The 21,585-nt window shown below is 74.8% G+C and carries 17 protein-coding genes; 5 read left to right on the top strand and 12 right to left on the bottom strand.

What is annotated here, in order from left to right:
- Window positions 1-49 precede the first annotated feature (49 nt).
- Window positions 50-916 carry a glycosyltransferase gene (locus tag ACGIF2_RS08100; protein ID WP_396045340.1) on the top strand — a complete coding sequence of 289 codons (867 nt, stop codon included), beginning with the start codon at window positions 50-52 and terminating at the stop codon, window positions 914-916.
- Window positions 916-1,584: a polysaccharide deacetylase family protein gene (locus ACGIF2_RS08095; RefSeq protein ID WP_396045338.1), complete on the top strand. Its 669-nt coding sequence runs from the start codon at window positions 916-918 to the stop codon at window positions 1,582-1,584. Before ACGIF2_RS08100 ends, ACGIF2_RS08095 begins: the two co-directional genes overlap by 1 nt.
- On the opposite strand, the gene ACGIF2_RS08090 is transcribed toward ACGIF2_RS08095, so the two are convergent.
- Window positions 1,568-2,530, bottom strand: coding sequence for a glycosyltransferase family 2 protein (locus ACGIF2_RS08090; RefSeq protein WP_396045336.1), 963 nt, complete (start codon window positions 2,528-2,530; stop codon window positions 1,568-1,570). The genes ACGIF2_RS08095 and ACGIF2_RS08090 overlap by 17 nt on opposite strands.
- A gap of 106 nt (window positions 2,531-2,636) precedes the next feature.
- Here ACGIF2_RS08090 and ACGIF2_RS08085 point away from each other — a divergent pair, with 106 nt between their 5' ends.
- Complete coding sequence (locus tag ACGIF2_RS08085) at window positions 2,637-3,944, top strand: glycosyltransferase (protein ID WP_396045334.1); 1,308 nt, start codon at window positions 2,637-2,639, stop codon at window positions 3,942-3,944.
- Window positions 3,945-4,027: 83 nt separating this feature from the next.
- On the top strand, window positions 4,028-5,389 hold the full coding sequence (locus ACGIF2_RS08080; protein WP_396045332.1) for a glycosyltransferase family 4 protein: 1,362 nt from the start codon (window positions 4,028-4,030) through the stop codon (window positions 5,387-5,389).
- A gap of 48 nt (window positions 5,390-5,437) precedes the next feature.
- Here ACGIF2_RS08080 and ACGIF2_RS08075 read toward each other — a convergent pair whose 3' ends face one another.
- The 8 genes from ACGIF2_RS08075 to ACGIF2_RS08040 all read right to left on the bottom strand — a co-directional run bounded on the left by ACGIF2_RS08075 (window position 5,438) and on the right by ACGIF2_RS08040 (window position 17,958).
- The gene (locus ACGIF2_RS08075; RefSeq protein ID WP_396045330.1) at window positions 5,438-6,985 is read right to left on the bottom strand and encodes a lipopolysaccharide biosynthesis protein; all 1,548 of its coding nucleotides are present in this window, start codon (window positions 6,983-6,985) and stop codon (window positions 5,438-5,440) included.
- A gap of 14 nt (window positions 6,986-6,999) precedes the next feature.
- Window positions 7,000-8,037 (bottom strand): glycosyltransferase, encoded by a 1,038-nt coding sequence (locus ACGIF2_RS08070; protein ID WP_396045328.1) that lies wholly within the window; start codon window positions 8,035-8,037, stop codon window positions 7,000-7,002.
- A gap of 45 nt (window positions 8,038-8,082) precedes the next feature.
- A complete protein-coding gene (locus ACGIF2_RS08065; RefSeq protein ID WP_396045326.1) occupies window positions 8,083-9,204 on the bottom strand; it encodes a DegT/DnrJ/EryC1/StrS family aminotransferase in 1,122 nt (373 codons plus the stop codon).
- Window positions 9,201-9,917, bottom strand: a complete 717-nt coding sequence (locus ACGIF2_RS08060; protein ID WP_396045324.1) for a NeuD/PglB/VioB family sugar acetyltransferase — start codon at window positions 9,915-9,917, stop codon at window positions 9,201-9,203. Before ACGIF2_RS08060 ends, ACGIF2_RS08065 begins: the two co-directional genes overlap by 4 nt.
- A gap of 4 nt (window positions 9,918-9,921) precedes the next feature.
- On the bottom strand, window positions 9,922-11,037 hold the full coding sequence (locus ACGIF2_RS08055; protein ID WP_396045704.1) for a DegT/DnrJ/EryC1/StrS family aminotransferase: 1,116 nt from the start codon (window positions 11,035-11,037) through the stop codon (window positions 9,922-9,924).
- Window positions 11,038-11,072: 35 nt separating this feature from the next.
- Window positions 11,073-12,071: an NAD-dependent epimerase/dehydratase family protein gene (locus ACGIF2_RS08050; RefSeq protein ID WP_396045322.1), complete on the bottom strand. Its 999-nt coding sequence runs from the start codon at window positions 12,069-12,071 to the stop codon at window positions 11,073-11,075.
- Window positions 12,068-13,141 carry a Gfo/Idh/MocA family protein gene (locus ACGIF2_RS08045; protein ID WP_396045320.1) on the bottom strand — a complete coding sequence of 358 codons (1,074 nt, stop codon included), beginning with the start codon at window positions 13,139-13,141 and terminating at the stop codon, window positions 12,068-12,070. The genes ACGIF2_RS08050 and ACGIF2_RS08045 overlap by 4 nt, the downstream gene beginning before the upstream one ends.
- A 101-nt stretch (window positions 13,142-13,242) precedes the next feature.
- Window positions 13,243-17,958: a DUF4082 domain-containing protein gene (locus ACGIF2_RS08040; protein ID WP_396045318.1), complete on the bottom strand. Its 4,716-nt coding sequence runs from the start codon at window positions 17,956-17,958 to the stop codon at window positions 13,243-13,245.
- A 194-nt stretch (window positions 17,959-18,152) separates the two neighbouring features.
- Here ACGIF2_RS08040 and ACGIF2_RS08035 point away from each other — a divergent pair, with 194 nt between their 5' ends.
- Window positions 18,153-18,782 carry an acyltransferase gene (locus tag ACGIF2_RS08035; protein WP_396045702.1) on the top strand — a complete coding sequence of 210 codons (630 nt, stop codon included), beginning with the start codon at window positions 18,153-18,155 and terminating at the stop codon, window positions 18,780-18,782.
- 151 nt (window positions 18,783-18,933) lie between these two features.
- Here the strand turns inward: ACGIF2_RS08035 and ACGIF2_RS08030 are convergent, their stop codons facing one another.
- From ACGIF2_RS08030 to ACGIF2_RS08020, 3 genes are read right to left on the bottom strand one after another with little or no spacing between them, the layout of a single operon-like run.
- The gene (locus tag ACGIF2_RS08030; RefSeq protein ID WP_396045316.1) at window positions 18,934-19,455 is read right to left on the bottom strand and encodes an acyltransferase; all 522 of its coding nucleotides are present in this window, start codon (window positions 19,453-19,455) and stop codon (window positions 18,934-18,936) included.
- A gap of 2 nt (window positions 19,456-19,457) precedes the next feature.
- Window positions 19,458-20,651, bottom strand: a complete 1,194-nt coding sequence (locus tag ACGIF2_RS08025; protein ID WP_396045314.1) for a glycosyltransferase — start codon at window positions 20,649-20,651, stop codon at window positions 19,458-19,460.
- Complete coding sequence (locus ACGIF2_RS08020) at window positions 20,648-21,505, bottom strand: glycosyltransferase (RefSeq protein ID WP_396045313.1); 858 nt, start codon at window positions 21,503-21,505, stop codon at window positions 20,648-20,650. The genes ACGIF2_RS08025 and ACGIF2_RS08020 overlap by 4 nt, the downstream gene beginning before the upstream one ends.
- Between the last annotated feature and the right edge of the window lie 80 nt (window positions 21,506-21,585).

Raw genomic sequence — 21,585 nt, 5'->3', positions numbered from 1 at the left:
CCCGACCACGAGGAGCACGCATGCCACGGCCGACGAGCCGAGCCGCACGATGACGAGCGTGATCATCGCGGCGTACAACGAGGCCGCCGTCCTCGGTCGCAACCTCGACCTGCTCCTGTCCGGGGCGGCGGACGGCGAGCTGGACGTGGTCGTCGTGGCGAACGGGTGCGTCGACGCGACAGCCGACGTGGCCCGCTCGCGCGGGGTCCGGGTGCTCGACCTCCCGACCCCCGGGAAGGCGGCGGCCCTCGACGCGGGCGACGCGATCGCCACCGGCCCCTCGCGCGTGTACCTGGACGCCGACGTCGCCGCGACGGCAGCCGCGGTGCGCGCCCTGACCGACGCGCTGTCGCAGCCGGGCCCGGACGGCGGACCCCCGCCGCTCGCCGCCGTGCCGGACCGCCACCTCGTCCTGCGCGGCCGCCCGCTCGCGGTCCGCTGCTACTACGCGGTGCAGTCCCGCCTGCCGGCCGCCCGGACCGGCCTGTACGGGCGCGGCATGATCGCGCTGTCCGAGGCCGGTCGGGCACGGTTCACGCACTTCCCGGACGTGCTGGCCGACGACCTGTTCCTCGACTCTTTGTTCACCGCGTCCGAACGCGTGGTCGTGACGTCGGTCAGCACCGAGGTCGAGACCCCGCGACGCACGCGCGACCTCGTCCGCCGTCTGACCCGCGTCCGGCGCGGCAACGCGGCGCTCCACGCGCGAGCCGGGACGGACGGGATCGCCCAGGTCCGCGGCTCGAGCCGCACGAGCTGGCTGCGCGACGTCGTGCTGCGGCGGCCGTGGCTCGCCCCCGCCGGGGTCGTGTACGCCGTCCTCACCGTCGTCGCCGAGATCCGCTCGCGCCGACCCGACGACAGCTGGGGAGTCGACACCTCCACGCGGCTCACGAGCGCCGGACAGGGGTCCTGATGCGACAGCCCGACGTGCGCAACATCTGCTTCCACGGGATCGGGACCCCCGGACGGGCGATCGACGACACGGACGAGTCGCACTACTGGATCGAGCGCGACACCTACCTGCGGGTCCTCGACGAGATCGCGACGTGGCCCGCGACGACGGTCTCGTTCGACGACGGGAACGTCTCCGACATCGAGATCGGCCTGCCGGCCCTCGTCGAGCGCGGTCTGACCGCCACGTTCTTCGTGCTCGCGGGGCGTCTCGACACCCCCGGGAGCCTCACCACCGACGACGTGGCCGCGCTCCACGGGGCCGGGATGCGCGTCGGGTCGCACGGCATGGACCACGTCTCGTGGCGGTCGATGGCTCCCGCTGTGCGTCGGCGTGAGCTCGTGGACGCGCGGGAGGTCATCGCCGGGGTCGTCGGGGAGGTCACCGAGGCCGCCCTGCCACGAGGTCAGTACGACCGCACGACCCTGACCTGGCTCCGGCGCCTCGGGTACCAGGCGGTCCACACGTCCGACCGCAGACCCGCGACGCCGGGCGCGTGGCTGCAGCCGCGGTTCAGCGTGACGTGCCACGACACGCCCGCGACGCTCGTGCAGGCGGCGCTCACCCCCCGACCGACGTTCGAACGGGCGACCCTCGAGCTCAAGGGGCTGGTCAAGCGCCTGCGCTGACGGGCGCGGCGATGCTGTGCGGACCCGGTTCGTGCGTCAGGAAGCGGGGGCTGAGCAGCGCGCCGAGGGCTGCCCTGCTCGTCTGCTTCCCGAGCGCGGCCCGGCTCGCCTCACGGGCCACGAGCACAGCCCAGAAGCACGCCGTCGCCGCGGTGCCGTGCCGTCGGCCGTACAGCCGGAGCCGGTTGACCACGAGCAGCCGCCACAGCGCCGGGTTCCCCGCCGAGCCGCCCTCGAGGTGGACAGCCCGGGCGGTCGGCACGAAGTACGTCGGGTACCCGGCGTCACGGGCGCGCAGCGCGAAGTCCGTCTCCTCGGAGTACAGGAAGTACGACTCGTCCCACGGGCCCACCGCGGCCCAGCAGCCTGCCGAGACCAGCTGGGTCGAACCCTCGGCCCAGTCGGTCGGCAGCTCGTGCTCGTAGTCGGCCGGGTCGGTGATGACCTCGCCGAGGTCGGCGACGCGGCCGGCCCGCTCGGCGCCGAGCACTGCGTCCGCGAACGCGCGGCGCAGGGTCGGCTCGCGGCGCCGCGACGCGATGAGCTCGCCGTGGGCGTCGTCGAGCCGGGGCACGACGATGCCGGCCCCGGTGCGCCCGAGCGCCGCGAGGAGCTCCGGGACGCAGCCGGGTTCGAGCCGGACGTCCGGGTTGAGCACGAGCACCGCCCCGGCGTCCGGGACCTGCGCGACGCCCAGGTTGATGCCCGCCGCATAGCCCCCGTTGCGGGCCGAGCGCACCACCACCGCGTCGGGCGCGAGCCGCTCCACGAGCTCGACGGTGCCGTCGCGCGACCCGTTGTCGACGACCACGAGGGTCCAGCCGGTCGATCCCATCCCCGCGGGCAGCGAGGCGAGGAGCCCCGCCACCACGTCGGCGCTGTCGTACGTCACGACGACGACGGTCACCCGCTCGCGGTCGCGCTCGCCTTCCCTGTCAGCAGGCACCGGGACTTCCTCAGATCGGTCGATGTCGGACGGTGCTGCGGGAACGTCGCACGGGGTGAACCTCGCCACACCTGTGCACATTTGCACCTTTCGTACCCTATCGTCGATGCGGCGCCGCGGTGGCGCCCTTGGCACCGAGGAGGACGCGATGGCGGGCGACGGACGACGGCGCACCCCCGTGTCGATCGTGTGCGTCTTCAACGACCTCGAGGTCCGTACGACGTGCCTCGACCGGTCGATCGCCGCGGGCCTGCGCTCGGCCCCCGCGACCGAGTACCTCCCGGTCGACAACCGCGACGGGCGCTTCCGGTCCGCCGGGGCCGCGCTCAACCACGGGGCCCGGCTGGCCCGGCACGACGTCGTCGTGTTCGTCCACCAGGACGTGTACCTGCACTCGCTGGCCGCGCTCGAGCAGGCCGCCGCTGCGCTCCAGGACGACCCCGGGACCGGGCTCGTCGGAGCGGTCGGCATCACGGCCACCGGCTCCGTCGCGGGCATCGTGCGCGATCGCGTCGTGCGCATCGGCGAACCCTCGACACCCACCGCGTCGATCGACAGCGTCGACGAGGTGCTGTTCCTGATCGAGCGCTCTCAGGTGCTCGCCGAGCCCCTGAGCGAGCACCCCGAGCTGGCGTGGCACGCCTACGCGGTCGAGTACGGGGCGCGGGTGCGCGACCAGGGCCGCCGCGTCGTGACGCACGACCTCCCGCTCACGCACAACTCCATGACCACCAACCTCGACCTGCTCGCCGAGGCCCACCACCACGTGGCGGACCTCTACCCGGCCCTGCTCCCGGTGCAGACCACGTGCGGCGTGGTCCGCGCCCCGCACGACCGCAGCCGGTGGCGCACGGTGGCGCGCCGGCGACGCGGTGCGATGACGTGGCTGCGCGAGTCGTTCACGGCCGTGCGGCTCGCGCGACGCGACGACCTGCGGGTGCACGACGTGGTGCTCGGGGACATCCGGCTCACGATCGACGACGTCCTCGACAGGGTCGACGCGACGGGTCTCGACGTCGTCAACCTCGACCTCCCCGCCACGGCCGCCGAGCCCGAGGCCTGGGACGTGACGTCGTTGACCCGCCGCGGCCGCGACGTGTCGGCGACCGCGGCCACCGTCGCCGACCTCGCGGGCGCCTTCCGGAGACGCGAGCACGGTCGGGCGCTGCTGGTCACGGGTGTCGACGAGGCGGCGATCGCAGCACTCGCCCCCGCGATGCGCGGCGCCCCGCACCTCGTCGGTGTCGCGCGGGACACCGGTGCATGGATCCTGTGCTGCCCCACGCCGCCGGACGTGCGGGCGACGTGGCCGGCCCGCCGCAACGCACCGTTCGGGCTGCGACCCCGCACCGCGGCGGGCCCCAGCGCGCCTGCCCGGTCGCCCGGGCTCGCCCCGTCGCACCGCGCACAGTGACGACCGCACGCACAGCACCCTCGTCGCCGGCCGGGCCGGCCGCGCGCGCCGCGGCCCACGTCGCGGCGCGGACGCTGGGCGCCGTGGTCTCGCTCACGGACCTCACCCCGCCGGGGCTCAGGTACGGGTACGTGCACCCGCTCGCCCGGGTGCTCCTGCAGCGTCCGCTCGCGGTCCTCGCCCCGGTCGAGGGCGCCGCGTTCGCGCCGTCCGCGACAAGCCACCCCACGCCGCCCAGCGACCTCCGCTGCGGCCTCCTGGCCGACGCGCTCGACGTGGGCGGCGTCGGGCGCGTCGTCGAGATGCTCGCCGAGGGGCTCCGTCCCACCGGGATCGACCCGGTCGTCGTCTGCCCCGCCGAGGGGGCGCGGACGGCGCGGCTGCGTGCCCTCGGCATCGAGGTGATCGTCGCCCCCGACGCCCGCACGGCCTCCGAGGCCCTCACCGGTGCGCGGCTCGACGCCGTCCAGCTGCACAGCGCACCCGACCACCTCGCCGACGCGGCGCGCGCGACGGGCGCCCCCCTGCTGCCCGTGCTGCACAACACCGAGATCCACTACTCGCCCGAGCGGTGGCGCAGCACCGCCGCGCTCTTCGCCCGGGCGCACCGGGTGATCGCCGTCAGCGCGCTCGTCCGGCAGTTCCACGTCGAACGGCTCCCCGGCACGGCCGAGAAGGTCGTCGTCGTGGCCAACGGGTCGATGCCGTTGCCCGCTGTCACCACCGAGGTCCGGACCCGTGCTCGCGCCGCTCTGGCCCGCACGCTCGGCGCACCCCTCGACGACGAGGTCGTGTTCGCCTGCCTGGCGCGCTACGACTCGCAGAAGAACGTCGCGGGGACCGTCGCCTCGTTCCTCACCGCCGGTGCGGGCGACCTGCGGGTGCGGCTCGTCGTCGCGGGCGACCCCTCCGACTGGCTCGAGCACCGCCGTGCCGACGCGATCCGCCGCAGCCACCCCGACGGGCACCGTGTGCACCTGCTCGGCAGCTCGGACGCCGCGACGCTGCTGTCGGCGGCCGACGCGTTCCTGCTCGACTCGTTCTTCGAGGGCTGGCCGCTCGCCGCCACCGAGGCCGTCGCCGCGGGCCTGCCCCTGGTGATCAGCGAGGCGGGGGGTGCGGCTGAGCTCGTCGAGCGGGCCCGCGCCGGATCGGTGCTGGTCAGCAACGCGAGCGGCCCGGCCGCCGCGGTGACCGACGCACGCGCGCGGGCCGCACGTCGCCGGGCCACGCACCAGCCGAACGCCCGGGAGGTCGCCGCGGCCGTCACCGCCGTCGCGCGGGAGGTCCGGGGCGCTGGGCGCGGCGAGCAGCCCGTCGACGACAGCTTCGACGCCATGGTCGCCGGGCATGCGAGCCTCGTCCGGGCCGCCGTCCAGGAATCCGCTCGCCCGGCAGGCGGCAGCGACGACACCGCCACCGCGGCGCGGACCGCAGGCTCCTGACCGACCGGGCGGCGCCTGCCCGGGTCCGGCCGATCAGGCCCCGGGTGGTCAGACCCGGGACGTCGCCCGCTGCAGCGGGCCCCGGACCCTGCCCGGCAGCAGGTCGACGACGGCGCGGGCCGTGCTCGGCATCAGGAACCTGACGGCGACCACGTGCACCACCGCGACGACCAGGCCGGTCAGACCGACCACGACCAGCGGCGGCAGGTCGTCCACGAGCCGGCTCACGAGCAGGCCGGCCAGGGCGGACAGCGCCACGCACACCGCGACACCGGCGAACGGGCGAGCGACCGTGCGGGCGGGGATCCCGAGCAGACGACCGGTGAGCTGCCAGCGCACCGCGGTGGCCGCGACGGCCACCCCGACGAACCCCACGGCGAGCCCGGCCAGCCCCCAGCGGACGGCCCAGGCGGTCGTGGCCACGGTCAGGGCGTCGACAGCGAACGCGTACGCCAACCAGCGCCCGGGCCTGCCGACCCCGTAGAACAGGCCGTGGTCGAGCATCGCGCCGAGCGTCAGCACGGCCGCGAGCGCGAGCGCCTGGGCGACCGGGACGCTGCGTTCCCAGCCGTCGCCGAACAGGAGCGGGACGAGCGTGGGCCCGGTCACGGCGACGACGATCATCACGGGCGCGACCGCGGCGTACGACATGCCCAGGGCCTTGAGGTACGAGCTGCGCAGCCGCTCCGCCGAGGACCTGACCTGAGCGAACATGACCGTCGACACCGGCAGCAGAGCTGCGGCGCTCATGTCCTGGGTGACCTGGACCAGTCGCTGGGCGATGCTCAGGTACCCCAGCCCGGTCGCCCCGAGCGACGTCACGACGATCGCCGTCTCCGCCCAGGAGCGGATCAGCGCGACCACGTCCACGGCCACCACCTGGAGCCCGAACCGCGCCATGGCGACGAGGTCCTGCCGTGAGAACAGCAGCCGGGGCCACCACCGGGCCGAGGCCCACGCGGCCACCGCCGCCACGCCCTGGGCGACGACGAGCTGCAGCACGAGCGCCCACACCCCCCACCCGGACAGGGCGGCGACCACGGCGACGACCTGCGCGAGCACCGCGGCGACGGCCCCCTGCCAGGCGAGGGTGCGGAACTGCATGCGACGGCGCAGCAACGCATACGGGACCGACGTGACGACCACGAACGCGATGGACACCGTCATGACGCGCAGCACGTCGACGAGCTCGGGGAGCCCGAACAGGTCCGCGAGGACGGGCGCGATCAGCACCAGGCTGCCGCACATCGCCCCGCCGGCCAGCGTCGAGAACCAGAACCCGGTGCTGAGCCGCCGTTCGTCGACCTCGTCGGCCTGCACGATGTACGCCGAGAAGCCCAGGTCGGAGATCAGGTAGACGATCGGGGCGACGACGGACGCGGCGGCGACGAGGCCGAACTCCTCGGGGCTGAGCAGCCGCGTGAGGATCGCCACGGTCGCCAGGCCGCCGATCCGCGTCAGCCACTTCTGCGCCGTCATCCACAGCACGCCGGACGCGGCCCGGCGCCCCACGCCCTGGTCGGGCTCGGGGGGTGGACCGGCGGGCGGCCCGGCGGCGGTGGGCGCCGCACCGGCAGCAGGGACGTCGGCGCTCACGCCGTCCTGCCCCCTCACACCCCGAACCGCCGCAGCCGCCGCCACCGCAGCCGCCACCGCAGGTCCATCGAGAGCGCGGCACCCCGGCGCCGGAGCTCGGTCGCCACCCCGCGCGTGCGCAGCTCGTACGCGCGCCACACCGGGCGGCTCGTGATCTCGGGGCTGCACTCGATCGCGAACCGGGCCAGCGCCTCGCTCGACGGGTCGTCGACCCCGCGCGAGAGCCGCGCGATGCGGACGGCCTCGTAGGCGATGGCCCGGCGTGCCGCGGCGTGCCACCGCTCGGCGTCTCGGAGCTGTGCCCCCGCTCCGGCGAAGAACGACGTGAACCCGGTGGCCCGTTCGCGCATGTCCGCGAGCAGGCCCGAGTAGTCGTTGAGGTGCATGTTGCCGCCGTGCACGCGGTAGTAGGCCTGCACGGGACCGTTGACGCGCCCGACGTCCGCGACCACGGCGGCCCGCATCCACAGGTCCATGTCCGCTGTGTGCGGCAGGGCCGGGTCGTAGCCGCCGAGCTCGCGCAGCACGCTCGTCCGCATCACGACCTCGGGGTTGACGATCACGTTCGCGCCTCGCCGGCAGGTGCGTCGGAGCCACGTCTCGCCCGGCCACACCGACCAGCTGCGCACCCGTTCGTCGGTGGGCGGCGGCGAGTCGGTGAAGTCCGGTGCGTAGCCGTACACGAGCCCGACGCCGGGGTGCGCCTCGAGGAGCGCCGTCGCGCGGGACAGCGAGCCGGGGGCGAGCAGGTCGTCGGCGGACAGCAGCACCACGTAGTCGCCCGTCACATGCGCGAGCCCGTCGTTGTACGTCGCGATGTGTCGGGCGTTGCGCTCGTGCACCACGACCGTCACGCGGTCGTCGGCCGCCGCCAGGGCGCGTGCGACGTCGGCGCTGTCGTCGGTCGAGGCGTCGTCGACCACGACGACCTCGACGTCGACGCCCGGCTGCTCGAGCGCGCTCGCGACCGCCGCGGGGAGGAAGTGCCCGTAGTTGTAGCAGGGCACGACCACCGAGACGGTGGGCCGCCCGCTCAGGGGCGTGGGACGCACCCGGCTCATCGTGCACCGGGCCCGGCGTGGGGTGCGCGGGACGGGTCACCCATGTCGTGCGGCACCCGCGACGAGCCCTGCGAGCGTGTCGACCACGCGCTCGCGCTGCTCGGCCGAGAGGTGCGGGTACATCGGCAGCGAGAGGATGCGCCCCGCGGCGGCCTCTGTGACGGGGAACGCCCCGACGCCATGGCCCAGGTGCGCGTAGGCGCCGGTCAGGTGCACCGGGGTCGGGTAGTGGATGCCCGCGCCGATGCCGGCGTCGTGGAGGCCCTGGAGCACCCGGTCACGCTCGTCGACCTGCACCACGTACAGGTGCCACACGTCCGCGTTGCCCTTCGCGGTCACCGGCACGCGCACGCCGTCCACCCCGGCGAGCAGCTCGCCGTAGTGCGCGGCGGCGGCACGGCGGCGCTCGTTCCAGCCCGCGAGGCGCGCGAGCTTGGCCTCGAGCACCACGGCCTGCACCGTGTCGAGGCGCGAGTTCATGCCGATGACCTCGTGGTCGTACTTGTGCGCGCTGCCGTGGGCCGCGAGCACGCGGACGGTACGGGCGACGTCGGCGTCGTCGGTCGTGACCGCACCGGCGTCGCCGGCCGCGCCGAGGTTCTTGCCCGGGTAGAAGCTGGTCCCGGCCGCGAGCCCGAAGCTGCCTGCGTACCGGCCGTGGCGCGTGGCGCCCTGCGACTGCGCGGCGTCCTCGACGAGCGGCACCCCGGCGTCCGCCGCGATCTTGAGCAGCACCTCGACGGGGGCGACCTGGCCGAACAGGTGCACAGGGACCACGGCCTGGGTGCGCGGCGTCAGCGCGGCGCGCACGGCGTCGGGGTCGATGAGCAGGTGCACGGGGTCCACGTCGACGAGCACGGGGACCGCGCCGATGCGCGAGACCGCCTCGGCCGTCGCGATGAACGTGTTCGCCGGGAGGACGACCTCGCCCCCGGGTGCGACCCCGACCGCCCGCAGCGCGAGCTCGAGCGCGTCCGTGCCGTTCGCGACGCCGACCACGTGCGCGACGCCCGTCGCGGCACCGTAGGCCGCCTCGAACCGACCGACGGCGGGGCCGCCGACGAACGCCGTCCGGGCGAACACCTCGTCCAGCCCCGCGCGGACCTCGTCGTCGACCTCGGCCTGCTGGGCCGCCAGGTCGACCAGGGGGATCGTCATGATGCTGTCTTCCTTCCGTCGTCTCCCGCGGCCCGAGCGGCCTCCGGGGTCGTGGCCCGGTGACGCCCCGGCCCGGCGTCGCCGAGCCGGCTCGCCGGCACACCGGCCCAGGTCTCGCCGTCGGGCAGATCGGCCACCAGGGCAGCGCCCATCCCGAGCGTGGCGCCGGCCCCGACGTGCACCCGTTCGCGCACGCTCGCGTTCATGCCGAGGTAGGCGCCCGCGCCGACCGTGACCGAGCCGCCGAGCGAGACACCCGCGCACAGGGTCGCGAAGTCCTCGACCGTGTCGTCGTGCGTGAGCGTGACGTTCGGCATCACGACGACGTGCTCGCCGAGCGTGACGGCCGTCGTGAGCACGACACCCGCGAGCACGACCGACCCGGGCCCGACGTGCGACCCGTCGGGCACCTCGACCGCCGGGTGGACCACGGTCGCGAACCGTTCGCGGCCCGCGCCGGCCCCCGCGAGACGCTTGACCAGCGCCTCGCGCGCGCTCCCCCGGCCCGCGCACACGAGCAGCGCCGCCCCCGGGTGCGCCACCACGTCCTCGACGCCGCCGAGCACCGGCACGCCGTCGACGTCGGTGCCCGCGAGCGCGGCCGAGTCGTCGAGCAGCCCCACGACGTCGAACAGGTCGTGCGTGCGCACCAGAGCGAGCACCTCACGAGCCAGGCCGCCCGCCGCGACGAGCAGCAGCTGTGTACGGGGCATCGCGCTACCGGCCCGCTGCGCTGCGCAGGGCGTCCACGACGCGCGCCTGGTCCGACTCGGACATCTGGTGGAACACCGGCAGGATCAGCGTCGAGTCGGTGAGGTGCTCGGTCACGGGCAGCGGGGCGTGGGCCGTGCCCGCGTAGGCCGGCTGCCGGTGCGCCGCCATGATGCCGCGACGCGCGGAGACGTCGGCGGCCGCGAGGTGGGCCAGCAGCCCGTCACGGTCGAGCGCGAAGCCGGGCTCGACCTCGACCCAGAAGGACTGGACGTTCCCGGTCCCCCACGCGGGGTCCGCGACCGGGCGCAGCCCCGGGATGTCGGCGAGCTGCTTGGTGTACGCCGCCGCGATCTCCCGTCGTCGGGCGACGACCGCGCGGAGCCGACCGAGCTGGACGATGCCGACGGCGGCCTGCAGGTCCGTCATCCGGTAGTTGAACCCGACCTCGAGGTACTGCTCGGCCGGGGCGAGCACGCTCGTGTGCCGGTCGGCGGCCGAGACGCTCATGGCGTGCTCGCGCAGCCGGCGCGCCCGCTCGGCCCACTCGGGTCGGGACGTGGTGATCATGCCGCCCTCGCCCGTGGTGAGCAGCTTGCGGGGGTGGAAGGACCAGGCGGCGACCTCCGCGCCCGCGCCGACGGGACGCCCCTGGTACGTCGAGCCCGCGCCGCACGCCGCGTCCTCGACCACGACGATCCCGAGCGGGTCGCACACCGAGCGCACGTCGTCGAGGTCGACCGGGACCCCGCCCTGGTCCACCACGACGACGGCCCGCGTGCGGGGCGTGAGCACAGCGGCGACGCTCGCCCCCGTGACGTTGCCCGTCACCCGGTCGACGTCGGCGAAGACCGGGCGCGCGCCCGCGTGCACCACGACGTTCGCGGTCGCGATGAACGAGAACGACGGCACGACCACGTCGTCCCCCGGCCCGACTCCCGCGACCACGAGCGCGAGGTGCAGCGCCGTGGTGCACGACGACGTCGCGACGGCGAAGCCCGCCTGCTGGGCGTCGGCGAACTCCTCCTCGAAGCGCGCGACCCTGGGTCCCTGCGCGACCCATCCCGAGGCGATGACCTCGGTCACCGCGGCGACCTCCTCGGCACCGAGCCACGGGCGCATCACGTCGATCCGGCCCAGGGGCGCGCCGGTGCCGCTCACGGCGCGTCCACCAGGTGCCGACCGGCCGCGATCTCCTCGCGCTGGGGGCGCCACCAGGCCACGAGCTCGCGCAGCCCCTCCTCGAGCCCGACCTCGGTCACGAACCCGAGGTCGACGCGCGCGGCCGTGGTGTCGGCGAGCCGTCGGGCGACACCGTTGACGGCCCGCTCGGGCCCGTGCTCGACCGCGAGGTCGGAGTCCATGGCCCGCAGCAGCGCCTCGGCGAGCCCCAGCAGGGACGTCTCGGTGCCGCTCGCGATGTTGTAGACGCCGTCGACGACGTCGCTCTGGGCGGCCAGCAGGTTCGCCCGGGCGATGTCGCGCGTGAAGGCGAAGTCCATCGTCTGCCGACCGTCGCCGAAGATCACCGGCGGGAGGCCGTCCGCGATGCGCTCCATCCACCGCACCAGCACCTCGGTGTACAGGCCGTGCACGTCCATGCGGGGCCCGTACACGTTGAAGTAGCGCAGCAGCACGTAGTCGAGCCCGTACATCGCCCGGAAGCTGCGGACCATGCCCTCGTTGAACGACTTCGCGGCGCCGTAGAACGTGTCGTTGTTGTGGTGGTGGTGCCGCTCGCCCGTCGGGAAGTGCTCGGCGAGCCCGTACACCGACGCGCTCGACGCCGCGACGACCTTCTGCACGCGGTGCTCCACGGCGGCCTCGAGCACGGTGAAGGTGCCGTCGACGAGCACCTCGAGCGCGAGCCGCGGCTCCTCGGCGCACTGCGTGATGCGGATCGCCGCCTGGTGCAGGACGAGGTCCTGGCCGCGGGTCACGTCGTGCACCAGGTCGCGGTCGCGCACGTCGCCCACGACGAGGTCGACCCGGCCCGACGCGAGCGCCGCGTCGAGGTTCGCCCGGCGCCCGCGCACCAGGTTGTCGAGGACCACGACGCGGCTCGCCCCTGCGACGAGCAGCTGGTCGACGATCGTCGAGCCGATCGTGCCGGCGCCCCCGGTGACGAGGATGTTCGCTCCCTGCAACGTGCTCATACGACGGTCTCCAGCTCAGGTTCGGGACGGGTGGTGGTGGCGCCCAGCGGTGTCAGGCGACCGCCGTCGCCCAGGCTGCGGGCCGCGGTCTCGAGGACGTCGAGCACCCGCAGACCCGCGTTGCCGTCGGTGCGCGGCGCGCGACCCTCGCGGATGCTCGCGGCGAGCTCGGCGACCATGGCGCCGAGCGCCTCACGCTCGGGCAGGGCCGGAGCCCAGGCGTCGCCGAGCCGGTAGGAGACGTTCGCGGTCGTGCGATCGGGCAACGGCTGACCCAGGTCGACGCCACGGTCGTAGACCGTGAGCCGCTGCTGGGGGCTCAGGTCGTCCCACACGAGGGTGCGACGCGAGCCGCCCACGACCATCTGGCGGATCTTGGTGGGGCTGAGCCAGTTGACGTGCACGTGCGCGATCGCGCCGTCGGGCAGCGGGAGCGTGAGGTAGCCGACGCACGTCTGGCCCGCGCCGAGCGGGTCGGCCCCCTGGGCGCCGACGCTGCTCGGCACCAGGCCGCCGGGCAGGATGAAGTCGAGGATCGACAGGTCGTGCGGCGCCAGGTCCCAGAACACGTCGACGTCGGGCTGGACGATGCCGAGGTTGATGCGCACCGAGTCGACGAAGTGGATGTCGCCGAGCGCGCCCTCGGCGATCAGCTCGCGCATCTTGAGCACGGGCGGGGTGTAGCAGAACGTGTGGTCGACCATGAGGACCAGGTCGCGCTCGGCCGCGAGCGCGACCATCTGGCGGGCGGCGCCGCTGCGGTCGGCGACGGGCTTCTCCACGAGGACGTGCTTGCCCGCGTCGAGCGCCGCGAGCGCGAGCGGTGCGTGCGTGCGGGCCGGGGTCGCGATGGCGACCGCGTCGACGTCGTCCCGGGCGAGCAGCTCGGCTGTCGACGTCATGACGTCGACGGTGCTGCGCGGACCGACGACCTTGCGGGCGCGGTCGACGTCGAGGTCGCACACGGCCACGAGGTCCCAGTCGGGGCTGCTGCGGAAGTTGCGGGCCAGGTTGGGACCCCAGTAGCCGGCGCCGATCACGGCAGCGCGCAGCGGTTCGTGGACGGACATCGTGCTCCTTGGTCGGGTGGTCGTCATTGTGGTCGCGAATGGTGGCAGGTCTACGCAATTCGGGCATCTTTCACCCGGATGTCGGGGGTGTCGAACGTCACTCAGCCCGTCGGCACGAACACCACGTCGACGCCGTACCAGGTCGTGGACGTGCTCCCCGGGAACCCGGTGCCGTACACGTAGGCCCCCGAGACCGCGGTGAGCGGCCCCCGGGTGCGTTCTGCGGCCAGACCGCCCGCCTGGTAGGCGTAACGACCCGGGGCGGAGTGGTACGCCGCGACGAGCACCTGCCCGGCGGCGACCGCGACCGGTGCGACCAGCGGGACGGTCTGCCAGCCGGACGCCGACTCCTCCCCCGGCGCCACCGTGGCCAGCGGCGTCCCGTCCCCCGCCCAGAGGTTCACGGTGTGCGCGCTGGTGTTCTCCGCTCCCTTGTAGAACCGGACCGCCGTCACCGTGCCCGCGACCTCGGCCCGGAACCGGGTGCCGACCTGCACGGGCGCACCGTCGGTGAAGCTCGCGACCTGCGGCACCTCGGAGTCCGTCCACAGCGAGCACGGGCACGACCCGGCCGCGGCCGTGGTGAAGCCCCACGTGCCACCCGAGAGCACCTGGCCCACGAGGCTCACCGTGGCGGTGTGCGCGGTCCCGGCGGTCAGCGGCTGACCAGGGGTGAACGTGACGGTGCGACTGGCCGCGTCGAACGCGCTCGTGCCCGCGACGGCGCCGGACGGTCCTGCCAGGGCGATCGCGGGCGTGCCCTGCGCCGGCGCCCGGGAGAGCACGGCGGAGACCCGTAGGCCGGTCGGCACGTCACTCGCGCCGGTGGCCGGGGTCGTGGCGGTCACGAGCGGGGCCGTCGGCGCGGTGCGCTCGAAGACCACGTCGACGAAGTAGTTCGTGGCCTGCCACGTCCGGGTCGGGAACCCGCCCCCGTACGCGTAGCGCCCGTTGCCCGCCGCGGGGACGGAGATCGGACCCACCTGGCGGTCGGCGACGAAGGAGCCGGACGTCGCGGCGTAGTGCCCGAGCGGCGCGAGGTAGGACGCGACGTACGTGGTGCCGGCCGTGACGTCGACGGGCTCGTCGAACGTCGCCGTCTGCCACCCCGTCGCGGTCTCGTCCGTGAACGTCGCGGTCGCGAGCCGGGTCCCGGTCGCCGACCACAGCGACCCCGTGTGGGTGCCGTCGTTCCCGGGCCCCTTGAAGAACCGCACCGCCGTGACGCGGCCGTCCTCGGTCGGGGTGAGCGCCACCCCGAGCTCGACCGCGGCCCCGTCGTCGGTCGAGGTGCTCGCCGGGACGTCGGACGCGAAGATCGTGCAGGGGCAGCCGTCCGCCGAGGAGGTGCGGAACGTCCAGGTCACGGGCGGCGAGACGACCCCCTCGACCGACACGGCGCCCGTGACCTGCGCGGTGTGCACGGTGTCGGGGGCGAGCGGCGCCGACGGCGTGAACGAGACCGTTCGACCGTCGGACGAGGTCGAGGTGCTCCCCGGCACCGCAGTCCCCCCAGCGGCGAGCGTCAGCCTGGCCCCCGCCGCGAGCGGCACGCTGAAGGTCACCGAGACCCCGGTCGTGGTGGCGGCGCCCGGGTCGTCCGGGGCCGGCTGCTGGGCCACGACCGCGAGCGCGCCCGGCTCGGGGGTGAACTCGACGTCGACCAGGTAGCTCGTCGCCGTGCGCGACCCCGGGAAGCCCGTGCCGTAGCCGTACACGCCGGCGTCGGCCGAGGTGCGCAGCACCCCCCGCCGCAGCCCGCGGTCACCGAAGCCCGCCGGCGTGACGGAGTAGCGGCCGACGGTCGTCCGGTAGGACGCGACGTACTCGGTGTCCGCAGCGAGCACCACGGGCTCGTCGAACGTCGCGGTCTGCCAGCCCGTCACGCTCTCGGACCCGAACGTCGCGGTGGCGAGGGCGGTGCCGTCCGCGGACCAGAGCGTGCCGGTGTGCGTGCCGACGTTGCCCGGTGCCTTGAAGAAGCGGATCGAGCTGACGGTGCCCGCGACGCTGCTCGCGAAGCGGACGCCGAGCGTGACCGCCTGCGTGTCGTCGGCCTCGGCCAGCGCCGGGGTCGTCGACTCGTCGAGCAGCGAGCACGGGCAGGCCGCCGGGTCGCGGTCGGCCGCCGCCGTGGTGAACGACCACGTCGTGACCCCGGCGAACGGGCGCCCCTGCCCGTCGAGCGCCGACACGGCCGCCGTGTACCTGGTCGAGGGCCCGAGCGGCGTCGCGGGCACGAAGCTCGCGGTCCGGGTGGGCCGGCTCCAGGTGGTGGTCCCCGCGACCGCACCGCCGCCCGCCGCGGTCAGGGTGATCACGGGCGCCTGCGTCACCGACTTCGAGAGCACCACCGACACGGGCGCACCCGGCACCACGCTGGTCGAGCCGTCGAGCGGCTGCTGCTGGCTCACGGTCAGCGGTGACGTGTCCACGGTGTCGAACACCACGTCGACGAAGTAGTTCGAGTCGCGGAAGGTCGACGTGGGGAAACCCGCCCCGGCCCGGAACACGCCCGTCGGCTCGGTGCCGAACCCGCCCTCGACGCGCAGCGGCGCCGCGGCCCTCCCGCGCGCGGTGAACGCGTCGGGCTCGACCGCGTAGCGGCCGTTCGGTGCCGTGTAGGACACGACGTAGCTGGTCCCGGCGGTGAGCTCGACCGGGGTACGGAAGTCAGCGGTCTGCCAGCCGGTGGCGGTCTCGTCCGCGAACGTCACGGTCGCCAGGCGCGTCCCGGTCGTGGTCCACAGCGACCCGGTGTGCGTCCCGGTGTTGCCCGCGCCCTTGTAGAACCGCACGCCCATGGCGAACCCGTCGACGTCCGCGCTGAACCGCAGCCCGAGCTCGACCGCGTCCGCGTCGTCGGTGGCCGGCACGGCGGGCACCTGCGCGCCGAAGACGCTGCACGGGCACGTCACCGCGAACGAGCGGGCGGCGGGCGCAGCGGCGATGTTCGCGCTGTCGTCGACCGCGCGCACCCGGACCGGCACGGTCCCCCGGCCCGGCTGGACGTAGGTGTAGGTCCAGGTCCGGGTGCCGGTCGCGGGGTGCCACGTCGCGCCCGCGTCGGTCGAGACCTCGACCCCCGCGACCTGGCCGCCCCCGACGTCGGTCGCGGTGCCCGTGAGCGTGACCGACGTGCCGTTCGCGATCGCCGTCCCCTGCGCGGGCGAGGTGATCGCGACCGTCGGGGCCTGGGTGTCGGTCGAGCGCGTGGCGGCCGCGAGCCCGGTCATGAGGGTGCCCGGCTGGGCACCCATGTCCGCGAGCAGGTTCACGGTGGCCTGCTGCATGCGCGCGTCGGCCGGCGCACCCTGCCCGTCGTGCTCCTGGTCGAGCCCCCACGCCCACTGGATGCTGCCCGCGGAGAACACGAGCGCACCGCTCGACGCCCGGTACAGCGTCGTGTGGTGCGTCGTGACCCCGGGGGCCGTCACGTTGCCGTAGTCCTGCAGGTACGCGGGGACCTCGCCGGTCGTGGTGGACAGCCGGACGAGTCCCGCGGGCCGGTCACCGTTGTCGAGGTCTTCGTCCGACTCGTAGCCCACGGTGTGCGGCGCGAGCTCGGCGCTCGTGCCCGCGGCGAGCGCCGTGAGCGTGGTGCCGCGCCACAGGCGGTACCTGCCCTCCTCGGCCGAGACCGTGAGCGGCAGGTCCGAGTCGTTCGACATGTACATCGTGCCCGTGAGCCCGTTCTCGGCACGCCCGGCACCGGCCGAGCGCGCGGCGAAGCGCGGGTCGCGCCACGTCCCGGTCCACTCGGACGCGGGGTCGATCTTCGCGTTGCCCCACGTCTCCTTGTACGAGACCAGCGTGCGGTAGGGCGTCGGGGCGCCGGCCGCGGCGGGCTCGTAGCGCGTGCGCCAGTACACCTCGTTGCCGCTGAAGAAGGCGAGGTCGACGCCCGCGTCGCGAGCCGCCTCGACGTTCGCGCGCTGCGCGCCCGACCAGTACTCGTCGTGCCCCACCGAGAGGAACACCTCGTGGTTGGTCAGCAGCGCGCCGCGCCGGTCCGTGTCGACGCCCGCGAAGTAGCTCACGTCGTAGCCGTTGCGCTCGAGGAAGCGCACCATCGCGTACTCGGAGCTGAAGTAGAAGTCGCGCCCGTTCTCGTGCCCGCGGGTCGCGAACGGACGGTTGTAGCTGACCTTGTAGGCCCGGCCGTTGTCGGCGCCCTGGTAGAAGTCCGAGCCTCCGTACGTGTTGTACGCCTGCCACGTCGGGTCGGACGTCTGGAAGAGCACCTGGGAGTGGCTCGACTCGTTGCGCACCACGAACGTGATGTGGCTCGACTCGTCGAGGTCGTCGCGGTGCAGGAGCGCGACGTACACGCCGGAGACCGCCGTCGTCGGCACGTTCCACGAGGCCGAGACCGCCCAGTCGCCGCAGTCGTAGAGCTCGGTCGCGTCGTCGGGACGGCACTCGGGCTGCACCTGGTGCGAGGCGGTGACCGGCACCGACGTGATGAACCGCGCGCCCTTCCCGCCGTACCAGCCCGTGCGGTAGATGTCGACGGTGTACTCCGCGGCGTCGGTGTCGACCTTGAAGTCGATCCGGCTGCCCACGTTGACCGAGATGTCGGTGGCGTAGCCCTGGATCGAGTCGTCGCCCGCACCGTTGATGTCCCAGACCTCGGGGTCGGTGCCGGGCTTCGAGTTCTCGCACACGATCGGGTTGGCCCCGGCCGCGCAGGGGTCGGCGGCGGTCGCGACGGTGGGCGTGGCGACCAGCAGCCCCCCTGCGGCGAGCGCGACGGCGGTGACGGCGGCGAGCCGGCGGAGGCGCGGGCGCCCCGTCCGGGCAGAGGCACGACTCATGATGTGGGCTCCGGGGCGAGGACTGCGGCGGGTGTGCGGGGCGCGGGGCGACGGCGGGCGAAGCTGGGCTGCGGGGATCGACGCGGAGGCGCCGGGGTGGTTCGGTAGGCGCCGTACCCGTCGACACACCCCTCGAGGAGCACCCCGTGACAGAGCTGCACCCGCCAGCGCACGACCAGGGCCGATCGGCGACGATGCTGGACGCCCAGGCACCCGCCCCCGCGCACGTCGCGCCGAGCGCCGACGTCGACGAGAGCGCCACGCTGGGCCCGGGGACCCGCGTCTGGCACCTGGCCCAGGTGCGCGAGGACGTCGTGCTCGGTGCGGAGTGCATCGTGGGGCGCGGGGCCTACCTGGGCCCGGGCGTGCGGGTCGGCGACCGGTGCAAGATCCAGAACCACGCGCTCGTCTACGAGCCCGCTGTGCTCGAGCAGGGCTCGTTCGTGGGCCCGGGGGTCGTCTTCACGAACGACCACCTGCCCCGCGCCGTCAACCCCGACGGCTCGCTCAAGTCCGGCGACGACTGGCACGCGGTCGGCGTGCGGGTGTGCGAGGGCGCCGCGGTGGGCGCGCGAGCTGTGTGCGTCGCGCCCGTGACGATCGGCCGTTGGGCCATGGTCGCGGCCGGCGCCGTGGTCACGCGCGACGTGCCCGACCACGCGCTCGTCGCGGGGGTCCCCGCCCGATGGGTGCGCTGGATCGGTCGCACGGGCGAGGCGCTGCTGCGGCTGGACGGCACGACGTGGCGCTGCCCGGCCTCGGGTGACCTCTACCTCGAGCGCGACGGTCGGCTCACGCTGCAGGACGCGCCGCGCCCCGCGTGAGGACGGTATCCGGGATGCGGTGCCGCGCATGGCCCCCCTGTCGCCGAGCGCCGGTGCCGGAGGACGGCACGAGGCGTCGCGGCGGGAACGGCGCCAGAGTATACGAAAAGTGGATGAAGTGGACATCCGCTGCCGGGTGAACCGGGCAGCGTCAGTACCACTGCGGGCCGTAGTCGATGCGGTAGCGCTGGGCCGACGACCGCGTGCCGATCGGCCGTGCCGGCACGCCGCCGACGACCGTCCACGGCTCCACGTCTGCCGTGACCACCGCGCCGGCCGCGACGACCGCCCCCTCGCCGATCGTGACGCCGCGCACCACCGTCGAGCGGCTCGCGAGCCACGCCCGGTCGCCGATCACGATCGGGGCGAGCCGCCCCGAGAAGTCCGGGTCGTGCAGGTCGTGGTCGGCGGTCACGAGCAGCGTGTGGCTCGCGATCACCACGTCCCACCCGATGTCGATGCCGCCGCGCGCGTCGACCTGGCTCAACCGGCCCAGGTGGCAGCGGCCCGCGATCGTCAGGTTCCCCGGCTCGAGGAACTCCGACCCGCCGAACAGGTAGACGTGCTCGCCGAGCTGCGCGCCCAGGGCCCGCAACGCCCGCAGCCGCAGCGCGTTGCTCGGGACGTGCGTCAGCACCCGGTTGAAGACGAGCTCGCCGCTCCTGCTGCCCACGCTCAGCCCCCTCCGACCTGACCCGGCACCCCGATCTGACCCGGCACCGCCGGTGCGCACCCGGGCACGGGCACCGACCCGCCGCCGACCGCCGCGGCCACCGCGGCCACCGTGTGCGCCCGCCGGGCGAGCGCGCGGCCCGCCTCGGCGCGTGCGACCCTCTCGTCCTCGTCGCCGACGAGCCGGAGCACGTCGCGGACCAGGTCGCCCGCTCCCGTCCGACCGTCGCCGACGGCCAGCACGCCCGCCTCGTCGAACACCTCGACCAGCCCCCGCGAGTCGTTCGTCACGACCGCGCAGCCCCGCGCGAGGGCCGCGACGAGCGGGCCGCTCACCGCGTGGGCCCCGGCCTCATCCGCACGCGCCCACCCACCCCGACGCCAGCGCACCACGACGGCGGCCCGGTCGAACGCCCTGGTCAGCTCGCGCTCGGACGAGTACCCCAGCAGCAGCACGCGGTCGTCGACGCCGATCCGGCGCGCCTCGCGGGCCAGCCGCTCGTGCTCGTCGGGGGCGCACGCCCCGACCGTGAGCGTCCAGCCCACGGGCAGGTCGCCGACCGCGCGCACCAGCGGCAGCACGTCGTCCGCCGAGGCCACGTAGCCCGGGACGAAGACCTCCCTGCGCCCGCGCGCCGGCGCGTCACCGAGCCGCGCGACGTGCGGCACCGCGCGGGCCCGCACCCCGGCGCCGTGCCGGTGCTCGAGCGCGCGCGCCCCCGCCGCCGACAGGCACAGCACCTGCTCCGCCCGCGACAGGAGCGAACGCTCGGCGGCCGCCCCGACCGTGCGCGAGAGCGTCGCCGCGACGCGCCGTCCACCCCGGCGGTCGAGCAGCGACGTGAAGAACGCTCCGCCCGAGAGCTCGGGCACGTCGTGCACGGTGAGCCACACCCGTCGGCCGCGCAGCCTCGCCAGCGCCCAGGCGGCCCAGAACTCCGCGACCCCCCGGCCGGCGAGCTCGACGTGCACCACGCGGCCAGGGTCTCGCGCGACGGCGCGGTCGAGCGCGACGGCCAGGCGCAGCGCACGCACCGACGACTGCGACCGGGCAGGCTCGGCAGGCAGCCGCACGAGCTCGACGTCGCCGAGCGCTCGCAGCACGTCGGCGAACGTCTCGGCGTAGGCCGCCACGCCGCTCGGGCTCGGTGGCAGACGGGTCACGTACAGGAAGCGCGTCCCGGCCCCGCTGCTCATCGGCGACCCGGCCGGGCGACCCGTGCGACCTGGTCGCGCGCCGTGACGGCCGAGCCGTGGGCCGCGGTCAGCCGGGCCAGGCGCCGCTCGGTCGCGGCGGTGAACCGCGCGTCGAGCGTGCCGTCCCGCTCGGCCTGCAGGAGGGTCGCGTAGAGCTGGCCGAAGACGTGCAGGGCGCCGACCGCGAACCCGGCCCTGCCGTCGCGCCACGCACCGTTGAACACCGTGGCCCGCAGGAGCTCGCGCACGAGCGCGACCGGGTCGCCCAGCCGCACGCCGCGCGCCGGGTCGTTCGCCGCGTACCGCAGGATCTTCTCGGTGGTCTGCTCGACCCCCCGGAAGTTCAGGTGTGCGATCGCCGGCACCCAGGCCGGGGCGTCGATCGCCACGCCGTCGACGCGCGGGGGCACGTGGGCGCGGGCGGGGACCGTGTAGTGCACGGCGCCGCGTCGCAGCAGCGCGAGCTTGGCGCTGCCCTGCAGCGTGTGCGCGAGCCGCCGCCCGAACGCCTCGTTGTCGTAGCGCAGCCGCACCGCAGCGGCGTCGGGGGCCTGGTCGAGCACCACCCCGAGCGCGGCGCGGAACCCCGTGGGCAGGTGCTCGTCCGCGTCGACGAACAGCACCCAGTCGCTCGTGGCGGCTTCGAGGCCGAGCTGCCGCACCTCCTCGACGACCGGCGCGTCGGGCACAGCGACCACGCGCGCGCCCCACCGGGCGGCGACCGCCGCCGTCCCGTCGCTCGACGCCATGTCGCACACGACGACCTCGTCGAAGTCGACGAGCCGGGGCAGGCACTGCGTGAGGAGGTGCGCCTCGTCGCGCGAGTAGACGACAGCGCTGATGGTCGCGGCCATGGGACGAGAGTATGCGGGCAGACTGGTCCACAACGCCACAAGATGGGTGAAAGACCGCGAAACCCACCAGGTTCGGCGTC

Source organism: Cellulomonas sp. P22 (assembly GCF_044392165.1).
This window is presented reverse-complemented; position numbering and strand designations above follow the sequence as displayed.